Below are 17,767 nucleotides of genomic sequence, written 5' to 3' on the forward strand. Positions count from 1 at the left end.
TCCCTTTACCTCTTCACCCGGCGCCCAAGGCTGATAATGCGAGTCGCTTTTTCTACCCTGTTTTGCTCCACCCTGGCCCTGTTGCTGGCCAGCACCGCCGTGATCGCCGCGCCGCAATCGGCATTGACCGTGTACGGCGAGCCGGCCAAATACCAACCCGGCTTCACCCATTTCGACTACGCCAACCCCAATGCCCCCAAGGGCGGCAGCCTGCGGCGTTCGGCGATCGAAATCGGGCGCTACGACCATGTACTGCCTTATGGCGACAAAGGCATCGGGGTCAGCCAGGTCGACGGCTGGCTGTATTCGCCCCTGGCCCTGCGTTCCCTGGACGAGCCCTACACGGTCTACGGCCTGGTGGCGGAAAAGATGGAGCGGTCAGACGACGGTCTGTCCCTGCGTTTCTACCTGAACCCCAAGGCGCGTTTCGCCGATGGCCAACCGATCACCGCCGAAGACGTGCGTTACTCCTTTGACCTGCTGATGACCCAGGGCAGCCTGCGCTACCGCACGCTGTTCGCCGACGTCAAACACGTCGAAGTCGAAGGCCCGCGCCAGGTGCGCTTCGATTTCGCAAGCAATGAAAACCGCACCCTGCCCCTGGATGTCGCGACCCTGCCGGTGTTCCCCGAGCATTGGTGGAAGACCCGCAACTTCGCCGACGGCGGCGGCTACGAGATTCCCCTCGGCAGCGGCCCCTACACCATCAGCAAGGTGGATGCCGGCAACACCATCACGTTCAAGCGTGACCCGAACTGGTGGGGCAAGGACCTGCCCATCAGCCGCGGCCTGTACAACTTCGATCACCTGAGCCTGGAATACTTCGGCGACACCGAAGTGGCGCGCCAGGTCCTGCGGGGCGGCGCCTATGACTTCAACCGCGAATTCTCTGCCACCGGCTACTCCATCGGCTACAACGGCCCGGCCCTCGATGATGGCCGCCTGCAACGCGCGCACCTGGCCAAGGAGGCACCGCAGCCGGCCCAGGGCTACGTGTTCAACGTGCAAAAACCGATGTTCAAGGACCGCCGCGTGCGCCAGGCCCTGGCCATGCTGTGGGACTTCGAGTGGGCCAACCGGCAGATGATGCGCAACATGTACATCCGCCAGCAGAGCTTCTTCTCCAACAGCCCGCTGGCGGCGACCCAACTGCCGGATGCCCAGGAACTGGCGATTCTGGAACCTTTGCGCGGGCAGATTCCCGACGAAGTCTTCACCCAGGTGTTCAAGGCCCCCACCACCGACGGTACCGGGATGATCCGCGACAAGCAGCTGCAAGCCCTGGCCCTGCTGGAACAGGCCGGCTGGAAGCCCGACGGTGACAAGCTGGTGAATGCCGAGGGCGAGCCGCTGGAGTTCACCTTCCTCAACGCCCAGAACGGCCTTGAGCGCCTGTTGTTGCCGTACAAGCGCAACCTGGCGCAGATCGGCATCACCCTCAACATCCGCCGCATTGACTCCTCGCAATACGTCAACCGCCTGATGGCCCGGGACTACGACATGATCGTCACCGGCTTCCCGGTTACCACTTCGCCGGGGATGGAGCTGTACAACTACTTCGGTTCGGCCGCCGCGTTTGATACCGGCGCCAACAACTACATGGTGCTGAAAGACCCGGCCGTCGACAGCCTGATCAACGGCCTGGTCAAGGCTGATACCCAGTCGCTGATGCTCAGTTACGCCCACGCCCTGGACCGCGTGCTGCAATGGAATTACCTGTGGATCCCCAACTACTACCCGCCGGGCACCTCCGCCGCGTGGTGGAACCGCTTCGGCCGCCCGGCCGTGGAAGCCAAGACCGATGAGGCCCTGGAAACCTGGTGGGAAATCAGCCCCACGCCGCTGACCAATGAACAGATGAAAGCCGAACTGACCAAACGCCCGGGAGCCCGCTGATGTTTGCCTATATCGTGCGGCGCTTGCTGCTGATCATTCCCACCCTGGTGATTATCCTGCTGGTGAATTTCGTTATCGTGCAGGCCGCGCCCGGCGGGCCGGTGGAACAGGCCATCGCCCACCTGCAAGGCATCGGTGGCGGTGGCGTCGGCGGCTCGTCTGCCGAAAGCCTCAGCAGCGGCTCCCGGGCCAGCCGTGGCCTGGACCCGAAACTGATCAAGGACATCGAAAAACAATACGGCTTCGACAAGCCCGCGCCGGAACGCCTGTGGCTGATGCTCAAGAGCTACGCCCAGCTGGACTTCGGCAACAGCTTCTTCCGTGGCAAAAGCGTGACCGACCTGATCCTCGAAAAGATGCCGGTGACCATTTCCCTCGGCCTGTGGGCCACCTTGATCACCTACCTGGTGTCGATCCCGCTGGGCATTCGCAAGGCGGTGCGCCATGGCAGCAGTTTTGATGTGTGGAGCAGCACCGCGATCGTGATTGGCTATGCGATGCCGGCGTTCCTGTTTGCGATGTTCCTGATCGTGGTGTTCGCCGGCGGCACTTCGTTGAACTGGTTCCCGGTGCGCGGGCTGGTCTCGGAAAACTTCGACCAGTTGAGCACCGTCGGCAAGATCGCCGATTACTTCTGGCACCTGGTACTGCCGGTCAGCGCCCTGGTGATCGGCGGGTTCGCCACCTTGACCATCCTCACCAAAAACTCGTTCCTCAATGAAATCACCCGCCAGTACGTGGTCACCGCCCGGGCCAAAGGCTTGAGTGAACGCCGGGTGCTTTACGGGCATGTGTTCCGCAACGCCATGCTGCTGGTGATCTCGGGGATTCCCCAGGCATTTATCGCGGTGTTCTTTGCCGGCTCGCTGTTGATCGAGGTGATCTTCTCCCTCGACGGCCTCGGTCGCATGAGCTACGAAGCTGCAGTTTCACGGGATTATCCGGTGGTGTTCGGTTCATTGTTTATCTTCACGCTGTTTGGCCTCTTGATAAAACTCATCGGTGACCTCTGCTACACCCTGGTGGACCCGCGTATCGACTTCGCCGCGAGGAACGCCTGATGCTCAAGCTCTCTCCCGTGGCCCGTCGGCGCTTTGAACGCTTCAAGAAAAACCGCCGCGGCTGGTGGTCGCTGTGGCTGTTTATCGGCCTGTTTATCCTGACCCTCGGCGGCGAGTTGATCGCCAATGACAAACCCCTGGTGCTCAGCTACCAGAACGAGCTGTATTTCCCGGTGTTCAAGCGCTACACCGAGCAGGAGTTCGGCGGGCAACTGCCGTTCCAGGCGGATTACCGCAGTGAATACGTGCAGAACCTGATCAAGAAGGACGGCGGCTGGATGCTGTTCCCGCCAATCCCGTTCAGCGACGACACCCCCAACTATGAGCTGACCCGCCCTGCCCCCAGCCCGCCCTCCAGCGTGAACTGGCTGGGCACCGATGACCAATCCCGCGACGTGCTGGCGCGGGTGATCTTCGGCGCCCGGGTGTCGATCCTGTTTGCCCTGGCTCTCACCGCCATCAGCGCCGCCATCGGCATCGCGGCCGGTGCGTTGCAGGGATATTACGGCGGCTGGGTCGACTTGCTCGGGCAACGAATATTGGAAGTGTGGTCCGGGCTGCCGGTGCTGTATCTGTTGATCATCCTGTCAGGGTTTGTCGAACCGAATTTCTGGTGGCTGCTGGGGATCATGGCGCTGTTTTCCTGGCTGGCCCTGGTGGACGTGGTGCGCGCCGAGTTCCTGCGGGGGCGCAACCTGGAGTACGTCAAGGCCGCGCGGGCGTTGGGCCTGGGGGACGGCAAGATCATCCGCCGGCATATCCTGCCGAATGCGATGACCGCGACCCTGAGCTACCTGCCGTTCATTTTGACCGGGGCGATTTCTACCCTGAGCGCCCTGGATTTCCTCGGTTTCGGCATGCCCGCCGGCAGCGCGTCATTGGGTGAGCTGATCGCCCAGGGCAAGCAGAACCTGCAAGCACCATGGCTGGGGCTGACCGCGTTTTTCACCCTGGCGCTGATCCTGTCGTTGCTGGTGTTTATCGGCGAGGCGTTGCGTGACGCCTTCGACCCACGCTCATGAAGGCCGTTGAGATGACTGAAAACCTGATCGAGATTCGCGACCTGAGTGTCGCCTTCAACGGCCAGACGGTGGTGCGCAAGCTGTGCCTGGACGTGCGCCCCGGCGAGTGCCTGGCGCTGGTGGGCGAGTCGGGTTCGGGCAAATCGGTGACCGCCCATTCGATCCTGCAACTGCTGCCCGAAGCCGGCACCGAAACCACCGGTTCGGTGCGCTATCGCGGCCAGGAACTGCTCGGCGCCACGCCCGCCACCCTGCAAAAACTGCGGGGCAACCGGATTGCGATGATCTTCCAGGAGCCGATGACGTCCCTGAATCCGCTGCACAGCATCGAGAAGCAGATCGGCGAAACCCTGCTGTTGCACAAGGGCCTGGGCGGCAAACAGGCCCAGGCGCGGATCCTCGAATTGCTCGAACTGGTGGGCATCCAGAAGCCCCGGGAACGCCTCAAGGCCTACCCCCACCAACTCTCCGGCGGCCAGCGCCAGCGGGTGATGATCGCCATGGCCCTGGCCTGTGAACCGGAACTGCTGATTGCCGATGAGCCGACGACTGCACTGGATGTGACGGTGCAGCGCAAGATCCTGCTGCTGCTCAAGTCCCTGCAACAACGCCTGGGCATGTCGCTGCTGCTGATCAGCCACGACCTCAACCTGGTGCGCAGCATTGCCCAGCGGGTGTGCGTGATGAAGGCCGGGGAGATTGTCGAACAGGCGGATTGCGAAACCCTGTTCTGCGCCCCGCAGCACCCTTACAGCCGCCTGCTGCTGGATGCTGAACCGGCAGGCATCGTCTTGAATCACGAGGCGCGGGAGACGGTGTTGCAGGTGGATAACCTGAGTGTGCAGTTCCCGCTGGGCGGCGGGCTGTTCCGGCGCAAACAGTACCTGCAAGCGGTGGACGGCATCAGCCTGGAGGTACAGCGCGGCAAGACACTGGGGATTGTCGGCGAGTCCGGCTCGGGCAAATCCACCCTGGGCCAGGCGATTCTGCGGCTGCTGGATTCCAGCGGCACGATTCGCTTCCAGGGCGAGGCCCTCGACGGCCTGACGCAAAAGCAGATGCAACCGTGGCGCAAGCAGATGCAGGTGGTGTTCCAGGACCCGTTCGGCAGCCTCAGCCCGCGGATGTCGGTGGCGCAGATCATCAGCGAAGGCCTGGAAGTGCATGCGCCGTGCAGCCTCAAGGACCGCGAAGCCCAAGTGATTCGCGTGCTGGAAGATGTGGGCCTGGACCCTGCCAGCCGCCATCGCTACCCCCATGAATTCTCCGGCGGCCAGCGCCAGCGCATCGCCATCGCCCGTGCGCTAGTGCTCAAGCCGGCGCTGATCCTGCTGGACGAACCCACCTCGGCGCTGGACCGTACCGTGCAGAAACAGGTGGTCGCCCTGCTGCTTGAGCTGCAGGAAAAGTACGGCCTGACGTACCTGTTTATCAGCCATGACCTGGCGGTGGTGCGGGCCCTGGCCCACGACATGATCGTGATCAAGGACGGCAAGGTGGTGGAACGCGGGCCCAGCGATGAAGTGTTTGCCGCGCCTCAACACCCTTACACCCGGGAACTCCTCGCGGCGGCGCACCCATGAGCACCACTGGCAGCCTCAAGGATTACCAATACGTTCGCGGCCTGGCGATCCAGTCGCTGTTCGAGATCATCGAGCAGTCCAGCGAAGGCACGGTGATTGTCGACGGTGACGCGAACATCGTCTGGATGAACGAGCGCTACGCCAAGCGCTTCGGCCTGAAAAGCGCCGACGAAGCCATCGGGCAACCCTGCGAGCAGGTGATTTCCAACAGCCTGTTGCGCCAGGTGGTGCGTAACGACCAGCCGATATTGCTGGATATCCAGGACACGCCCAAAGGCCCGCTGGTGGTGATGCGCCTGCCGATCCATGACGACGCCGGCAAGGTGATCGGCGCCATCGGGTTTGCGTTGTTTGATGAGCTGCGCAACCTGTCGCCGCTGATCGAGCGTTACCTGAGCATGCAGCAGGAACTGGCTTCCACTCGGTCGCTGCTGAGGTCGCGGCAGAGTAAATACAACTTCGCGCACTTTATCGGCACCAGCGCGGCCAGCCTGGAAGTCAAACGTCGGGCGCGGCGCAGTGCGAGCGCGGAGTCGCCAGTGTTGCTGCTGGGGGAAACCGGGACCGGCAAGGAGCTGCTGGCCCAGGCGATTCATGGTGCATCGCCTCGGGCGCACAAGGCCTTTGTGAGCATCAACAGCGCGGCGATTCCCCATGACTTGTTGGAAGCCGAATTCTTCGGCACCGCGCCCGGCGCGTTTACCGGTGCCGACCGCAAGGGCCGCCCCGGCAAGTTGCAGATTGCCCAGGGCGGCACGCTGTTTCTCGATGAGATCGGCGACATGCCGCTACCACTGCAAAGCAAATTGCTGCGGGTGTTGCAGGAGAAAGAGTTCGAGCCGGTGGGCTCCAACGAGATGATCCACAGTGATGTGCGGGTGATTGCGGCCACGTCCATGGACCTGGAAGCGGCAATCAAGCGCGGCGAGTTTCGGGCGGACCTGTATTACCGGCTGAATGTGCTGCCGATCCAGGTGCCGCCGTTGCGCGCGCGGCTGGATGATTTGCCGGCGTTGAGCGAGGCGATTCTGGAGGAGTTGCGCAGCCAGCATGAGCTGGACCGCGAGGCCTTGGCGTTATTGGCGCAGCATGCGTGGCCGGGGAATATCCGCGAGCTGCGCAATGTGCTGGAGCGGGCGGCGCTGTTGAGTGATGACCTGGTGCTGGATGCCAGTGAAATTCGCGCAGCAATTGGTACATTCAGCCCGGTTGAGCAGAGTTCGGTAGAGACCGTTGAGGGCGAGAGTTTCAGCGCGGCCCGGGAGCGGTTTGATCGGCAGGTGATTGGGGCGGCGTTGAAGCACTGTGAGGGGAATGTGGTGGAGGCGGCGAAGCGGCTGGGGCTGGGTCGGTCGACCTTGTACAAGAAAATGGTTGCCTTGGGCATCGCCTAGTCTCGAAAAAGAGACAACAATCTCATATCAAAGACAATCGACTGTGGGAGCTGGCTTGCCTGCGATAGCGGTGGGTCAGCCAACACATTCATCCGCTGACAAACCGCCATCGCAGGCAAGCCAGCTCCCACATTTGATCAGCGCCAGTCTCAAATAAGAGACAAACTTCAAAATTCAAACCTAAAAAAACAATATTATCTTTATATTTCAACAGGTTAATAACTTGGCACACATCTCGCTATAGCCCCTCCCCACCGCCTCCCCCCCACAAAAATAACAATCAGATGGAGACACACCATGAGTGTGATCATTGCCCTCGCCGCTCTGGCGCTGCTGATGCTGGCCGCCTACCGTGGCTACAGCGTCATCCTGTTCGCCCCCATCGCCGCCCTCGGCGCCGTGCTGCTCACCGACCCTTCCGCCGTCGCTCCCGCGTTCACCGGGGTGTTCATGGAGAAAATGGTCGGCTTCCTCAAGCTGTATTTCCCGGTATTCCTGCTCGGTGCGGTGTTCGGCAAGCTGATTGAAATCTCCGGCTTCTCGCGCTCCATCGTCGCCGCCGCGATCCAGTTGCTCGGCACCCGCCAGGCGATGCTGGTGATCGTGCTGGTGTGCGCCCTGCTGACCTACGGCGGCGTGTCGCTGTTCGTGGTGGTGTTCGCGGTGTACCCGTTTGCCGCCGAGATGTTCCGCCAGAGCAATATCCCCAAGCGCCTGCTGCCGGCGACCATCGCCCTAGGCGCGTTCTCGTTCACCATGGACGCCTTGCCCGGCACGCCGCAGATCCAGAACATCATCCCCAGCACCTTTTTCAACACCACCGCCTGGGCCGCGCCGTGGCTGGGGCTGATCGGCACGATCTTCGTGTTCTGCGCCGGCATGCTGTACCTGGCCCGCCAGCGCAACAAGGCCCAGCGCGCCGGTGAAGGCTATGGGACCGAGCTGCGCAACGAGCCGGAAACCGCCGAAGACATCAAGCTGCCCAACCCTTGGATCGCGCTGTCCCCGCTGTTACTGGTGGGCATCATGAACCTGCTGTTCACCCACTGGATTCCGCTGTGGTACGGCAAGACCCACACCCTCAGCCTGCCGGGCATGAGCGCGCCGGTGCAGACCGAAGTCGCCAAGCTCACGGCAATCTGGGCGGTGCAGGCGGCGTTGCTGGTGGGGATTATCGTGGTGCTGGTGTTCGGCTTCTCGGCGATTCGCAGCAATCTCGCCGAGGGCAGCAAGAGCGCGGTCAGCGGCGCGCTGCTGGCGGCGATGAACACCGCTTCGGAATACGGTTTTGGTGCGGTGATCGCCTCGCTGCCGGGCTTCCTGGTGCTGGCGGACTGGCTCAAGGGCATTCCCAACCCACTGGTCAACGAAGCGATTACCGTGACCCTGCTGGCCGGCATCACCGGTTCCGCCTCGGGCGGCATGAGCATCGCGCTGGCGGCCATGTCGGAGAGCTTTATTTCAGCGGCCCATGCGGCCAATATCCCCCTTGAAGTACTGCACCGGGTCGCGGCCATGGCCAGCGGCGGCATGGACACCCTGCCCCACAACGGCGCCGTGATCACGCTGCTGGCGGTCACCGGGCTGACCCACCGCGAAGCCTATAAAGATATTTTCGGCATCACGATCATCAAGACCCTCGCGGTGTTCGTGGTGATTGGTACTTTCTACGCCACCGGCATTGTGTGAGGTTGATATGACGACATTGAACGGCAAGACCGCCCTGGTCACCGGTTCCACCAGCGGCATCGGCCTGGGCATCGCCCTGAGCCTGGCCAAGGCCGGCGCCAACCTGATCCTCAACGGCTTCGGCGATGCCAGCGCGGTGATCGCCCAGGTGCAGGCCTTCGGCGGCAAGGTCGGGCATCATCCGGCCGACGTCAGCGACCCGGCGCAGATCGCCGAGATGATCGCCTACGCCGAGCGCGAGTTTGGCGGCATCGACATTCTGGTGAACAACGCCGGGATCCAGCATGTGGCGCCGGTGGACGAATTCCCGGTGGAGCGCTGGGATTCGATCATTGCGATCAACCTGTCGTCGGTGTTCCACAGCACGCGTTTGAGCCTGCCGGGCATGAAAGCCAAGGGTTGGGGGCGGATCGTCAATATCGCCTCGGTGCATGGGCTGGTGGGTTCGGTGGGCAAGGCGGCTTACGTCGCTGCCAAGCACGGGGTGATCGGGCTGACCAAGGTGGTGGGCCTGGAAACAGCCCAGAGTAATGTCACCTGCAATGCCATCTGCCCGGGCTGGGTGCTGACGCCGCTGGTGCAGAAGCAGATTGATGACCGGATTGCCAGCGGGGTTGACCCACAGCAGGCGCAGCAGGATTTGCTGGCGGAGAAGCAGCCGTCGCTGGAGTTCGTGACGCCGCCGCAATTGGGCGAGCTGGTGCTGTTCCTGTGCAGCGAAGCCGGCAGCCAGGTGCGGGGCGCGGCGTGGAATATCGACGGCGGCTGGCTGGCCCAGTAAACGACGATCCCCAAGACACCGCAGCTCAAATGTGGGAGCGGGCTTGCTCGCGAATGCGGTGTATCAGTTAACACATCTGGAACTGACCCACCGCATTCGCGAGCAAGCCCGCTCCCACATTTTGATCGGTGTCGTTAGATAGATCAGATAATAAAAAAGAGATTTCCTTATGTCCGAAATACTCTGGCAACCCTCCCCCGAACGCATCCACAACACCCGGATGGACCAGTTCCGGCGCTTCATCAATGATCGCCATGCCTTGCAGATCAGCGACTACCCGGCCCTGCACCAGTGGAGCATCGACCAGCGCCCGGACTTCTGGCAGTCGATTGTCGAGTTTTTTGAGGTGCAGTTCCGCACGCCGCCCAGCGCGGTGCTGATCGAAGACGCCGAGATGCCCAGCGCCCAGTGGTTTCCCGGCGCTACCCTGAACTTTGCCGAACACCTGCTGCGCCGCCGCGACGATCACCCCGCCGTGGTCGCGATCAGCGAAGACGGCCAGCGCGAGCAACTGACCTACGCCGAACTGGCCCGCCATGTCGCCGGCCTGCAACGCAGCCTGCGGGCGGCCGGCGTGGGCGTAGGGGACCGGGTGGCCGCGTGCATGCCCAACACCTGGCAAACCCTGGTGGGCATGCTCGCCACCACCAGCCTCGGCGCCATCTGGTCGTGCTCCTCGCCGGACTTCGGCACCCAGGGCGTGATCGACCGCTTCGGCCAGATCGAACCCAAGGTGCTGATCACCTGCGCCGGTTGCCGCTACGCCGGCAAGGTCATCGACCAAAGCAGCAAGCTCAATGAAATCCTCGAACGGCTGCCGTCCCTGCAACAATTGATCATCGTGCCGTATGCCCGCCCGCAAGCCCGGCCCGAGGAGTATCAGACCCGGGCCCACGTCGCACTCTGGGACGACTTCTACAGCCCCGGCGGCGAGCCCGATTTCGTCGCCGTGCCCTTCGATCAGCCGCTGTACATCCTCTATTCCAGCGGCACCACCGGCGTGCCCAAGTGCATCATCCACGGCACCGGCGGCGTACTGCTCACCCACCTCAAGGAACACGGCCTGCACGCCGACCTGTCGCGGGACGACTGCCTGTTCTACTACACCACCTGCGGCTGGATGATGTGGAACTGGCTGGTGTCGGTACTGGCCATCGGCGCCACGGCGGTGCTGTATGACGGCTCGCCGTTTCACCCCGGGCCGGAACGCCTGATGGACCTGATCGACCAGGAAAAAATCAGCGTGTTCGGCACCAGCCCCAAGTTCCTTGCCACCCTGGAGAAAGCCGGGCTGCAACCGCGGCTGAGCCATGACCTGGGCAGCCTCAAGGGCCTGATTTCTACCGGCTCGCCGCTGTCGCCCCAGAGCTACGACTACGTGTACCGCGAGATCAAGCCCGAGCTATGCCTGTCGTCGATGTCGGGTGGCACCGATATCGTGTCCTGCTTCGTGATCGGCAACCCGGTGCTGCCGGTGCGCCGTGGCGAGATGCAGTGCAAGAGCCTGGCAATGGCTATCGAAGTGTGGGACGACCAGGGCCACCCGCTGGTGGGCGAAAAAGGCGAACTGGTGTGCACCCGGCACTTCCCCGCAATGCCTATCGGCCTGTGGAATGACCCGCACCAGGAAAAACTGCGGGCCTCGTATTTCAGCCAGTTCCCCGGCGTGTGGGCCCAGGGCGACTACGCCGAACAGCGGCCCAATGGCAGCCTGCTGATCCATGGCCGCTCGGATGCGGTGCTCAACCCCGGAGGGGTGCGCATCGGCACCGCGGAGATCTACCGCCAGGTGGAAAAACTGCCTCAGGTCCTGGAAAGCCTGGCCATCGGCCAACGCTGGCAGGATGACGTGCGGGTGGTGCTGTTTGTGCGCCTCAACGACGGCATCGAACTGGACGACGGCCTGGAGCAGCAGATCCGCCAGGTGATCCGCGCCAACACCACGCCGCGCCACGTGCCGGCGAAGATCCTCGCGGTGACGGATATCCCGCGCACCATCAGCGGCAAGATCGTCGAGCTGGCGGTGCGCAACGTGGTGCATGGCGAGGCGGTCAAGAACACCGACGCACTGGCCAACCCCGAGGCGCTGGAGCAATTTCGTGATCGCCCGGAGCTGGCAGAAAGATGAAACGTTTTAGCCTTTAAGCACTCATTTGAAGACAAACCCCTCAAGCATGCTATTTTTCGAGGGTGGAAAGCCGGCCCCGGGTCGCGGGATAATCGGCTTTTGTCATTCTTCAAGCGTTACGCGCAGGGCATTTACATGAACGTATCACCCACCGGCAGCGAGGCCGCAGCACTGATTGCGCGGCTGGACTGGGCACGAAGCCCCCTCGGTGACGCCATTGATTGGCCGCAAAGTCTCCGTACAGCCGTCGACATCGTGATCCATTCACCGATGCCGATGCTGTTGTTGTGGGGCGCCGAACTCACCCAGATCTACAATGACGGCTTCGCAATGCTGGCGGGCAACAAGCATCCTGGCGCCTTTGGCCAGCCTGCCGACCTGATCTGGCCGGAGCTGAAGCCGTTCACCGATCCGATCTACAGCGCCGTCTTCGCGGGCCAGGTGCGCACGTTCACCGAGCAGCGTTTCGTGCTGCAACGCAATCACCGCGACACCGAGATCTGGCTCGACCTGACCTACAGCCCGATCCGCGACGAGCGTGGCGAGGTCGCCGGGATCCTGATTACCGCCATCGAAACCAACGAGCGCCGGCGCATCGCCCTGGAACTGCAGCAGCGCACCGAGAACAGCCTCAAGGCCCAGCGCAACACCGAGCAGCGCCTGCAGCTGGCCCTGGCCGCCACCGATGCCGTGGGCACCTGGGACTGGGATATCGGCGAAGACCGCTTTATCGCCGACGCCCATTTCGCCCAATTGCACGGTGTTGACCCGTGCGACGCCGACCTGCTGCCCATCAGCGACTACCTGCAAGGCGTGCACCCCGAAGACCGTGGCATGGTGGCCCGCAGCATCAAGCACTGCATCACCCACGGCACCGAGTACGCCGAGGAATACCGCCTGCAGCGCGCCGACGGCGAAGTGCGCTGGGTGTTTGCCCGGGGCCGCTGCTACAAGGACCACCATGGCCGACCGGCGCGTTTTCTCGGCGCCGCCCTCGACCTGACCGAACGCAAGCACACCGAACAGGCCCTGCGCCAAAGCCAGACCGAGCTGCAACTGATCATCAACGCCATGCCGGTGTTGATCGGTTATGTCGACCACGAGCAGCGTTTTCGCCTGAACAACAGTGCCTATCTGGAATGGTACGGCATGACCCCGCAGGAGTTGTACGGCAAGAGCATCCGCGAAGTCGTGGGCGACGAAATCTATGCCGGGCGCGTCGACAAGATCGAGGCGGCGCTCAAGGGCAAGGCCTGCAGTTTCGTTACCGTCACCCCGCACCATGACGGGCGGCCACGCCACGCGCTGATGAAGTACCTGCCGCGTTTCAGCGCTGACGGGTCAGTCAACGGTTTCTATATTTTTGTGATCGACGAGACCGAGCGCAAACTTACCGAGGAAGCCCTGCGCCACCTCAACGAAAACCTCGAAGAGCGCGTCAGCCAGCGCACCCAGGCCCTGGCCGAAGCCAACCAGCGCCTGCAAAACGAGATGTTCGAGCGCGAGCGTGCCGAAGACGCCCTGCGCCATGCCCAGAAGATGGAAGCGGTCGGCCAGCTCACCGGCGGCATCGCCCATGACTTCAACAACATGCTCACCGGGATCATCGGCAGCCTGGACCTGATGCAACGCTATATCGCCGCCGGGCGCAGCGACGAGATCGGCCGTTTCACCGACGCCGCCGTGTCCTCGGCCCATCGCGCCGCTGCGCTGACCCATCGCCTGCTGGCCTTCTCCCGCCGCCAATCCCTGGACCGCAAGCCGGTCGACCCGAATCAATTGGTGGCGTCCCTGGAAGACCTGTTCCGCCGCACCAAGGGCGCGCACATCGAACTCAAGGTGCAACTGGGCACCGACGTGTGGCCGGTGAACACCGACGCCAGCCAGCTGGAAAACGCCCTGCTCAACCTGGTGATCAACGCCCGCGATGCGATGCCCGACGGTGGGCAATTGTGCATCGAGACCGCCAACAGCTACCTCGACGGCACCGACATCACCACCCTGGAACCGGTCAAGGCCGGCGACTATGTGATGCTCGGCGTGAGCGACAACGGCGCCGGCATGACCGCGAAAATCCTCGCCAAGGCCTTCGACCCGTTCTTCACCACCAAGCCCATCGGCCAGGGTACCGGCCTTGGGCTGTCGATGATCTATGGGTTTGCACAGCAATCCGGCGGCCACGTGACCATCCAAAGCGAACCGGGCCAGGGCACCTGCGTGCGCCTGTACCTGCCGCGCCTGCATGGCACGGCACTGGAGCGGACCACACCCGCTACCCAGGGCGAAGCCCCGGTGGCGCTGGAAGGCGAAGCCGTGGTGGTGGTCGAGGACGACCCGGCAGTGCGGATGCTGGTGGTGAATGTGCTGGATGAACTGGGCTACACCGCACACCAGGCGGCGGATGCACGGGCGGCGCTGCCGTTGCTGGAGTCCGACTTGCGCGTGGATTTGCTGGTGACTGATGTGGGCTTGCCGGGGATGAACGGCAGGCAACTGGCGGAAATCGCCCGGCAACACCGGCCGGACCTGAAGGTGCTGTTCATGACCGGTTACGCCGAGAAAGCCGCCGAGCGCCAGGGGTTCCTGGAGGAAGGCATGGACATGGTGGCCAAGCCGTTTTCGATTGACCTGCTGGCCAACAAAATCCGCAGCATGATCAGCTCAGAGGCCTGACTTCAGGCATAATCGCGCGCCGTTTCACATCAGGACCGATCAATGAAAGCCCAAGCCCGTCACATTCTGGTGAAAACCAGTGAGGAAGCCGAACAGCTCAAGCAGCGTATTGCCAAGGGCGAAGCGTTTGATGTGTTGGCCAAGAAGTACTCCACCTGCCCTTCCGCCAAGCGCGGCGGTGATTTGGGTGAAGTGCGGCCGGGGCAGATGGTGGGGGTGATTGATGCGGTGATCTTCAAGAAGCCCGTGAAGGTGGTTCATGGGCCGATCAAGAGCAAGTTCGGGTATCACCTGGTGCAAGTGTTTTACCGCGATTGATGAGTGGCGAGGGAGCTTGCTCCCGCTGGAGTGGGTGATCGTTCCCACGCTCTGCGTGGGAATGCCTCACCGGACGCTCTGCGTCCGCTCTTGGGACGCAGAGCGTCCCTGGCTGCATTCCCACGCGGAGCGTGGGAACGATCAGCGTCAGTCTCGGGGAATGAGTGCACCTGGCACCTGAATCACCCGGCTCGCCAACCGATGCCCGGCCAGTGCTGCATCCTGCGGCGAGCCGCCCTTGAGCCGACTGGCCAGGTACGCCGCACTGAACGAATCCCCCGCCGCCGTGGTGTCGACCACCTTCTCCACCACCAGCGCCGGCACCTCGAACCGCTCATCCTCCCAGCGAATCAAACACGCATCCGCCCCGCGCTTGAGCACCACCTCGGCAATCGTCGGGTACGCCGCAAACACCTGCTCGCTGTCTTCATAGCCGAACAACGCCCGTTCGTCATCCTCGGTCAGCAAGGCGATATCCACCTCGGCCAACACCGCGTGATACGCCGCGCGTGCGGCGTCCACGCTGGCCCACAGGCGTGGCCGGTAGTTGTTGTCGAACACCACCTTGCCGCCGCGCTTGCGGGTTTCGACCAGGGTTTCCAGCAGGCGCGCACGGCCCACTTCGCCCAGCACCGCCAGGGTAATGCCGCTGAAATACACCACGTCGTACGTCGGCAACGCTGCCAGGATCGGCTCGGCCGCCGGAGTGGTGAAGCAGTCGCGCACGGCCGCTTCATTGCGCCAGTAGAGGAATTTGCGCTCGCCGTTGGCATCGGTCTGGATGCAGTACAAACCCGGCAGGCGCCCGGGCAGGCGCTGGACCATGCCCAGGCCCAGGCCTTCTTCGGCCCAGTGCTTGCACATGGCATCGCTGAAGCTGTCATCGCCCAGGGCGGTGACGTAGTCGACGGTGCTCGGTTCACCCAGCTCGCGGCGCAGGTAGACGGCGGCGTTCAGGGTGTCGCCGCCGAAGCTTTGTTGCAGGCTGCCGTCGGCGCGGTGTTGCAGTTCGATCATGCATTCGCCGATGAGGGCGATGCGCGGTTTTGTGTTCATGTCTGGGGGCTCTCGGGGTACTTGAGGGCCTCATCGCGGGCAAGCCCGGCTCCCACAGTTAACCGAGTTTCTTCAGTCGAAATGCAGTCGAATGTGGGAGCTGGCTTGCCTGCGATGGGCGCGACTCGGTCTAGAAGCAGGTATGCAGGCTTTCGATCACCTGCAATTGCTCATCCACCAGATTACCCACTTGCCACTTGTCGAAGGTCAGGCACGGGTGGGATGTGCCGAAGGAGATGATGTCGCCAATGCGCAACTCAACCCCCGGTGCGACGACCATGAACGCATGCTGGTCCATCACGGCGGTGACCTTGCACGCCGTCACGTCATCACCCTCGGCTGGCAGCACGCCAGCCTTGTAGCGCTTGAGCGGCACCGGCAGGCCGGCGTCGTAGGCGACGTCGCGCTTGCCCAGGGCGATCACCGCGAAGCCCGGCTCCGGCAGCGACTGCACATGGGCCCAGACTTCCAGCGCCGGGCGCAGGCCTTCGTTGAGGTCGCTGCGACGGTCCAGTACGCAGCACTGCGCGTCTTTGTAGATGCCGTGGTCGTGAGCCACGTAGCTGCCCGGGCGCAATACGCTGAGGAAGCGGCCAGCGGCGTTCTGGGCTTCGAAGGATTCGGCAATCAGGTCGTACCAGGCCGAACCCGAGGCGGTAATGATGGGCTTGGCCAGGTCGAAGGCGCCGCTGTTTTGCAGGTCGACGGCCAGGCGTACCAGAGAGGCGGCGAATTCGCGGATGCCACTGATGGCGTGCTCGCCATGGATGACCCCTTCGTAGCCTTCGATGCCGGTGAGGGCCAGCGCTGGCTGGGCCTTGATCGCCTTGGCCAGGTCGAGCACCTGCTGTTCGGTGCGGCAACCGCAACGCCCGCCGACCACGCCGTATTCGATCATCACGTTCAAGCGCAGGCCACGGGCGGCGAAGAACAGGCCCAGGTCGGCGACGTTGTCCGGGTGGTCGACCATGCAGTGGAAGTCGAATTCGGGGTCGGCCAGCAGGTCGGCGATCAGCGCCATGTTCGGCGCGCCCACCAGTTGGTTGGCCATCAACACCCGGCGAACCCCACCGGCGTACGCAGCGCGGGTCTGCACGGCGTTGGCCAGGGTGATGCCCCAGGCGCCCTGCTCGATCTGCCGCTGGAACAGCGCGGGCATCATGCTGGTCTTGCCGTGAGGCGCCAATTGCGCACCGCTGTTGCTGACGAAATCCTGCATCCAGCGGATGTTGTGTTCCAGGGCGTCGCGGTGCAACACCAGGGCCGGCAGGCTGACGTCACGGACCAGATGTGCACCGACGGCGGCGGCGCCTTTTTCAACGGCATTGAAGGCAGACATAAGGGTTTCCTATTCGTTGATGCGACGGGCCAGGTTGTTCGCACTGTCGATCAGCACCCGGCGGTAGTCGTTGTAGTTTTTGATCGCATCGGCCCGTGGGGCAACGATGCACAGGGTCGCAATGCTGATGCCTTGGGCGTCCCGGACCGGGGCGGCAAAGCAGTGGGTAAAGGTGTCGGCGACACTGTCGAAGGAGAAGAATCCGTCGAGGGTGGCCTGACGGATTTGCCCGAGGAAGGTTTCCAGAGGCAGGCGCTGACCGTCCGGGAGGATGAAGTCGTCGTAGTCGATCAGGTCGATGATTTGCTGGTCGCTCAGGTGGCCCAGCAGCAGGCGGCCGGAGGCGGTCCAGGGGATCGGCGCGTTCTCGCCGATGTCTGAGGAAATGCGGAAATGCCGCTCGCCTTCGCGCATCAGGGCCACGGTGTATTTGCGGCCATTGAGCAGGCACATCTGGGCGGTTTCGTGGGTTTGGCTGACGATTTCCTGCAGGGCGTGGTCGGCTTCGCGGGTCAGGTCGAAATGGCGCAGGTGGGCCTGGCCGAGGAAGTACAGCTGACGGCCGAGGTAGACGTGACCGTCCTTGCCGACGGTTTCGAGGATGCGCCGTTCCAGCAGCGAGGCCACCAGTTCGTAGACCGTGGATTTGGGGCTGCCGATGCCGCTGGCGATGTCATTCGGGCGCAGGGGCTGGCCGATTTCCTTGAGGAAATCGAGGATATCGAACGCCCGGTCGAGGCCTTTGGCGCGGCGTTTGATGGTGTCTTCGGTCATGGCAGTCGTCGGTCCCGTTTGAAGATGTAGCTATCAACACAGATCCCCTGTGG

General features: G+C 63.1%; 12 protein-coding genes and 1 pseudogene. 10 read left to right on the forward strand and 3 right to left on the reverse strand.

Annotated elements, in window-relative coordinates; all coding sequences use genetic code 11:
• The first annotated feature begins 36 nt into the window (after positions 1–36).
• The 10 genes and pseudogenes from HX811_RS22480 to HX811_RS22525 form a co-directional block, all read left to right on the forward strand.
• Entirely contained in the window at positions 37–1,896 is a 1,860-nt protein-coding gene (locus HX811_RS22480) for an extracellular solute-binding protein (protein ID WP_003208022.1), read from the forward strand.
• Positions 1,896–2,957 (forward strand): microcin C ABC transporter permease YejB, encoded by a 1,062-nt coding sequence (locus HX811_RS22485; protein WP_003208021.1) that lies wholly within the window; start codon positions 1,896–1,898, stop codon positions 2,955–2,957. The genes HX811_RS22480 and HX811_RS22485 overlap by 1 nt, the downstream gene beginning before the upstream one ends.
• A complete protein-coding gene (locus HX811_RS22490) occupies positions 2,957–3,979 on the forward strand; it encodes an ABC transporter permease (protein WP_003208019.1) in 1,023 nt (340 codons plus the stop codon). The genes HX811_RS22485 and HX811_RS22490 overlap by 1 nt, the downstream gene beginning before the upstream one ends.
• Positions 3,980–3,990: 11 nt before the next feature.
• On the forward strand, positions 3,991–5,562 hold the full coding sequence (locus tag HX811_RS22495; protein ID WP_102369336.1) for an ABC transporter ATP-binding protein: 1,572 nt from the start codon (positions 3,991–3,993) through the stop codon (positions 5,560–5,562).
• Positions 5,559–6,956: a sigma-54-dependent Fis family transcriptional regulator gene (locus tag HX811_RS22500; protein ID WP_003208015.1), complete on the forward strand. Its 1,398-nt coding sequence runs from the start codon at positions 5,559–5,561 to the stop codon at positions 6,954–6,956. The genes HX811_RS22495 and HX811_RS22500 overlap by 4 nt, the downstream gene beginning before the upstream one ends.
• A gap of 297 nt (positions 6,957–7,253) precedes the next feature.
• Entirely contained in the window at positions 7,254–8,645 is a 1,392-nt protein-coding gene (locus HX811_RS22505; RefSeq protein WP_177047471.1) for a GntP family permease, read from the forward strand.
• Positions 8,646–8,652: 7 nt separating this feature from the next.
• Entirely contained in the window at positions 8,653–9,426 is a 774-nt protein-coding gene (locus tag HX811_RS22510; RefSeq protein WP_008436986.1) for a 3-hydroxybutyrate dehydrogenase, read from the forward strand.
• A gap of 169 nt (positions 9,427–9,595) precedes the next feature.
• Positions 9,596–11,554: an acetoacetate--CoA ligase gene (locus tag HX811_RS22515; protein WP_177047473.1), complete on the forward strand. Its 1,959-nt coding sequence runs from the start codon at positions 9,596–9,598 to the stop codon at positions 11,552–11,554.
• Positions 11,555–11,689: 135 nt separating this feature from the next.
• Positions 11,690–14,227, forward strand: a complete 2,538-nt coding sequence (locus tag HX811_RS22520) for a PAS domain-containing protein (protein WP_087694211.1) — start codon at positions 11,690–11,692, stop codon at positions 14,225–14,227.
• Positions 14,228–14,254: 27 nt separating this feature from the next.
• Positions 14,255–14,545: pseudogene (locus tag HX811_RS22525) on the forward strand (peptidylprolyl isomerase); the annotation flags it as partial.
• 147 nt (positions 14,546–14,692) lie between these two features.
• On the opposite strand, the gene HX811_RS22530 reads toward HX811_RS22525, so the two are convergent.
• The 3 genes from HX811_RS22530 to HX811_RS22540 all read right to left on the reverse strand — a co-directional run bounded on the left by HX811_RS22530 (position 14,693) and on the right by HX811_RS22540 (position 17,714).
• Positions 14,693–15,601 (reverse strand): sugar kinase, encoded by a 909-nt coding sequence (locus HX811_RS22530; protein WP_003208005.1) that lies wholly within the window; start codon positions 15,599–15,601, stop codon positions 14,693–14,695.
• Positions 15,602–15,731: 130 nt separating this feature from the next.
• Complete coding sequence (locus tag HX811_RS22535; RefSeq protein ID WP_102369341.1) at positions 15,732–16,940, reverse strand: amino acid deaminase; 1,209 nt, start codon at positions 16,938–16,940, stop codon at positions 15,732–15,734.
• Between the two features lie 9 nt (positions 16,941–16,949).
• A complete protein-coding gene (locus HX811_RS22540; RefSeq protein ID WP_003208002.1) occupies positions 16,950–17,714 on the reverse strand; it encodes an IclR family transcriptional regulator in 765 nt (254 codons plus the stop codon).
• Between the last annotated feature and the right edge of the window lie 53 nt (positions 17,715–17,767).

The sequence above is a fragment of the Pseudomonas sp. F8002 genome, assembly GCF_013385495.1.
Classification (GTDB): domain Bacteria; phylum Pseudomonadota; class Gammaproteobacteria; order Pseudomonadales; family Pseudomonadaceae; genus Aquipseudomonas.

Coding starts and splice junctions, on each gene's coding strand:
- HX811_RS22495 (WP_102369336.1), top strand. CDS start 3,991: ATGACTGAAAACCTGATCGAGATTCGCGACCTGAGTGTCGCCTTCAAC.
- HX811_RS22510 (WP_008436986.1), top strand. CDS start 8,653: ATGACGACATTGAACGGCAAGACCGCCCTGGTCACCGGTTCCACCAGC.
- HX811_RS22490 (WP_003208019.1), top strand. CDS start 2,957: ATGCTCAAGCTCTCTCCCGTGGCCCGTCGGCGCTTTGAACGCTTCAAG.
- HX811_RS22520 (WP_087694211.1), top strand. CDS start 11,690: ATGAACGTATCACCCACCGGCAGCGAGGCCGCAGCACTGATTGCGCGG.
- HX811_RS22480 (WP_003208022.1), top strand. CDS start 37: ATGCGAGTCGCTTTTTCTACCCTGTTTTGCTCCACCCTGGCCCTGTTG.
- HX811_RS22540 (WP_003208002.1), bottom strand. CDS start 17,714: ATGACCGAAGACACCATCAAACGCCGCGCCAAAGGCCTCGACCGGGCG.
- HX811_RS22515 (WP_177047473.1), top strand. CDS start 9,596: ATGTCCGAAATACTCTGGCAACCCTCCCCCGAACGCATCCACAACACC.
- HX811_RS22530 (WP_003208005.1), bottom strand. CDS start 15,601: ATGAACACAAAACCGCGCATCGCCCTCATCGGCGAATGCATGATCGAA.
- HX811_RS22500 (WP_003208015.1), top strand. CDS start 5,559: ATGAGCACCACTGGCAGCCTCAAGGATTACCAATACGTTCGCGGCCTG.
- HX811_RS22485 (WP_003208021.1), top strand. CDS start 1,896: ATGTTTGCCTATATCGTGCGGCGCTTGCTGCTGATCATTCCCACCCTG.
- HX811_RS22505 (WP_177047471.1), top strand. CDS start 7,254: ATGAGTGTGATCATTGCCCTCGCCGCTCTGGCGCTGCTGATGCTGGCC.
- HX811_RS22535 (WP_102369341.1), bottom strand. CDS start 16,940: ATGTCTGCCTTCAATGCCGTTGAAAAAGGCGCCGCCGCCGTCGGTGCA.